This window comes from Arthrobacter sp. 9V (assembly GCF_902506065.1).
Lineage (GTDB): Bacteria > Actinomycetota > Actinomycetes > Actinomycetales > Micrococcaceae > Arthrobacter.
Window position 1 is genome coordinate 1 of the sequence record NZ_LR733011.1, and the last position, 3,502, is coordinate 3,502.

A 3,502-nucleotide genomic window follows, 5' to 3' on the forward strand; every position below is an offset into this window, starting at 1 on the left:
CTTGCCGCCCGCACCAGGTGAGTAGTGCCGGCCCTTGGGCGGGAACGGCGGTCCGTCGCCGGCAACCACCCACGAGCCGGCCACTTGCGGCGGACCGCCCGCCCACGAAAGGCGAACGGCCCACCCTGCTTACGTGGCGCTGTCGGTCGGGCGGGTGTTGAATCGGCGGAAGTTCACGGCGATTTCGTGAGCGATATCAGCTATCGGTGTTCCCGGCGTAATGGTTTTCTCTTCATCGGCGGAGAACTCCACCGGTTCGTCGTCGTCGTAGTGGTCCGGGCCGTAGTAGAGCTCAGCGGTGGTGAACTTGGAATCCAGGGGGGGTTCTTCCAGTTGAATGATCCGGGGCCAACCGTGAAGGTGTGGTTGCCTTCGCTCTGAAGGAAAAAGGTGGCGGTGCCTCCGCCGGTTTGTTCGACGTGAAGTTCCAGGCCTTCGGCTTTCATCGCGTCCACCAGGTCACGCGCGGGAAACCATTCGATCTCTTCGGCGGTCTGTCGGGTTTCGGGGCTTTCAGTCATGATTCTGTCTCCTTTACGAATGGGGTGGTGGCCGGGACGAGCGTCCCGGCCACCAGGGGGTCTAGCTGGCGAGTAGTTCGGCCAGTTCTGCGGCGTCGGAAACCAGTGCAGCTGTGCCTTCTTTCAGGAGCCTGTGGCAGCCTGCCGAGTTCGCGCTGTGCACGCTTCCGGGTACTGCCGCAACGTGCCGGGCAATGGTTTCGGCGTGGTGCGCGGCGTTCAGCGCGCCGGAACGCCACCGGGCTTCGACAACACAGGTAACCCCGGCGAGGGCGGCAATGATGCGGTTCCGCTGCAAAAAGCGGTAACGCGTAGGCGCGTTTCCCGGGGGCTGCTCGGAGACGACCAAACCGTTGGCCCTGATCGCGGCCGCGAGGTCCGCGTTACCGGACGGGTAAACCCGGTCGAGGCCTCCGGCTGCAACCGCGATGGTCGCCGGTCCGGTGCCGGTAAAGCCAGCAAGCGCGCCACGGTGGGCGTGCGCGTCGATGCCGTAGGCCAGGCCGGAGACAATGCAGATTCCACGCTGGGCCAGTCCATGGGCCATCTCACCGGTGACAGCTGCGCCGTAGCTGGTGGAATCGCGGGAACCGGTCAACGCTGCCGCGCGCTGTACCGCGGGGATCCCCTGGCTGATGTTCCCGACGTACCAAAGCCCATACGGGGCATCAGGCAGATCATCGAGGCCGATGGGCCAGTGTTCGTCACCGGGGATAAGGAAACCTCCGCCCAGTCGTTCGATGGTGGCAAGATCCCTTTCTGCGTCCACGTCAGGGATCCGCTGCGCCCAGCGGCGCAGCCCTTCGTTCAATTCCTCTTCGCCGATGTGGCGGAAGGTGTGGGGCGGTTGGGCTCCGGTTGCTACTCTCAGGGCCGCGTAGGCGCCCAAGGCGTGGACAAGTGCCCGGCCAGTGGAGTCCTGGGAATCGAACAGGCGAGTCAGGGCGGCGCGTGCAATGCGGTCGTTCATGGTTTTGTGTCCTTTGCAGAGGATTGGTGAGGGAGCGGTGTGACCCGGCCAGCTACTTTCTTTCCTCCCCCGTTGTTTTTTGGCTGCTGGCGAAGCTTGCGGAGCTGTGGCCGACGGAGGCCTGTCTACCCTTGGGCAAGGGCAGAAAAATCTTGCGGGATCCGAGCTAGCGAGGATCCCTGGCTAAAGAATTTTCGGACCGCAGGCCCCGGAGCCTGCGGAGGGGCTAGACGGGGTGGAGCGGACACATAGAATCCGAAGGACAGCAGCCAAAAAACGTCGTAGACACAACAGGGCCGGGCGCGGCGGAGCTCTGCGACGTCGGGACCGGGCCCAACAGCCGGCCACGGAGCGAAGCGAAGTGGACGCCCAAAGGGGTGCGAGCCCTGCGAGCATGCCTCTCCCTGGTGCCCAAGGGATCAGGGTCATGCGGGCCTGGAAGGCGAAAGAGCCGGCACGTGGGTGCCGGCTCTTTCTGTTTTCTCTGCAAAAGAAATTTGTGGTGGCAGCTCGGTTGCTGCCGTGTTTTACAGCTCGTCTAGGCGGTGGTCTTCCAGGGGCCGGTCGACGGGTCCGGTGATGGGTCCGGCTGTGAGTAGGCGCAATTCCAGGACGTCTTCGGCCGGGCTTGCGTCGGGGGTAATGGTGTCTGCATCGGTCATGCGGAATTCGGCCACGGAGGGTTTCCTGCCTTCGGGTGTTGGACTGCTTTGTCCTTTCACCGTATCGGCTGTTCCTGCGGTTTCACTGGAAAGTGGCTACGCCCGCGGCAGCGTCATCGCGGCCGGCGGAGCGGAGCGGGGGAGGCCGCGCGCACCTGGGCGAGATCCCGATGGGTAAGGCCGGACCCTTGGTGTGGGGTCCGGCCTCATCCGATTAGCGGCCTATCTTGCGGGCATAGGCCTTCTTCGGATCACGCACGCAGTCAGCCATCAAGCCGCGGCCGACTAGCTCTGTCATGAGTTCAGCGAACCGGTAACCCTCGACGTCCTCCAATGCGAGCTTGAAGTACCGTCCCGCGAAGCTGGACTTTCCTTTGAGCCATTCCGTCCAGCCGATCACGCTCAGCATCGGGGCGCGTTGTCCTTCGGGGGTGACTTTCATCAGCTCGAAGACAAGTTCCTGGGCCGTGTCCACCCGGTTCCAGTCAGGACGGGCAACGAACACACCCAGCATCACGGAGGTGAACTGATCCGGGGCGTTGGTGATGATGTCCGCCATCAAGTAATCCCGGGTGATGGGGTGCTGCAACGCTCCTGCCAGTTCCAGCGCGGCCTCGTGGGTGAGTCCTTTGGGGTTTTCAAGAAGTTCAGCCCATTGCATGCGGCTGGCTTCGGTGTCCTCGGGCCATCCGTCGGGCTTGTGCGCGGCGATCGTCTCGCGTGCTGCATCCTCGCCGGTGAACGGCTCAGGGGCGGTGAACCCGGTGACGTTGCTTCCCCGGTAGATGAAGGCGGCGTTGCCTGTGCTGTTGGTGATCTCGTCCAGTGACCGCTCGGTGCAGCAAGCGCTGTCGGTGCACAAGTAGTTGCTCCACACTTCTGAGGTCACCATCCATGCGTCTCTCAGGGGCATCCGCGCTGTCTCCAACTCGGTACGCAACGCCTGAACGTGCTCGGAGAACGGGCGGGGTTCGGCCGTGGTGTTCTCGTCGGTGTAGATGACCAGCAGGGTCCCGGTTGCCGCTTCGTCGGCTGTCGCGTAGCTGACGACGGTTTGGGCGAACGCCTTGGGTTCGAAGCAGAGCGGGGCATCAAGGCGCAGCGTGGCGCCAAGTGCGTTGCCCTGCATCGTGATCAGGACAAAGGATTCCTTGGGGGTCTCGCCCAGCATGTGGGGGACGTAGGCCAGGATGTCGGCCGGGGTGCTGATGTTGATGGGATCGTTCATTGGTTTTGTGTCCTTTGCAGAGGATTGGTGAGGGAGCGGTGTGACCCGGCCAGCTACTTTCTTTCCTCCCCCGTTGTTTTTTGGTTGCTGGCAAGCTTGCTTGCTTGGCGGCCAGCGGAGC

At 63.4% G+C, this 3,502-nt stretch carries 4 protein-coding genes; all 4 read right to left on the minus strand.

The genetic code is table 11. The features are described 5' to 3' along the window. Window positions 1–200: 200 nt before the first annotated feature. The 4 genes from BACI9J_RS23300 to BACI9J_RS23315 all read right to left on the minus strand — a co-directional run bounded on the left by BACI9J_RS23300 (window position 201) and on the right by BACI9J_RS23315 (window position 3,381). The gene (locus BACI9J_RS23300) at window positions 201–521 is read right to left on the minus strand and encodes a hypothetical protein (protein WP_159736711.1); all 321 of its coding nucleotides are present in this window, start codon (window positions 519–521) and stop codon (window positions 201–203) included. A gap of 61 nt (window positions 522–582) precedes the next feature. Then, window positions 583–1,491: a DNA-processing protein DprA gene (gene dprA, locus BACI9J_RS23305; protein WP_159736712.1), complete on the minus strand. Its 909-nt coding sequence runs from the start codon at window positions 1,489–1,491 to the stop codon at window positions 583–585. 527 nt (window positions 1,492–2,018) lie between these two features. After that, window positions 2,019–2,168 (minus strand): hypothetical protein, encoded by a 150-nt coding sequence (locus BACI9J_RS23310; RefSeq protein WP_159736713.1) that lies wholly within the window; start codon window positions 2,166–2,168, stop codon window positions 2,019–2,021. 199 nt (window positions 2,169–2,367) lie between these two features. Beyond that, complete coding sequence (locus BACI9J_RS23315) at window positions 2,368–3,381, minus strand: DUF4192 domain-containing protein (protein ID WP_159736714.1); 1,014 nt, start codon at window positions 3,379–3,381, stop codon at window positions 2,368–2,370. Between the last annotated feature and the right edge of the window lie 121 nt (window positions 3,382–3,502).

What these genes read in the sequence shown, in the direction of transcription:
- BACI9J_RS23300 (WP_159736711.1), bottom strand. Translation starts at nt 521, where the DNA reads ATGACTGAAAGCCCCGAAACCCGACAGACCGCCGAAGAGATCGAATGG.
- dprA (WP_159736712.1), bottom strand. Translation starts at nt 1,491, where the DNA reads ATGAACGACCGCATTGCACGCGCCGCCCTGACTCGCCTGTTCGATTCC.
- BACI9J_RS23315 (WP_159736714.1), bottom strand. Translation starts at nt 3,381, where the DNA reads ATGAACGATCCCATCAACATCAGCACCCCGGCCGACATCCTGGCCTAC.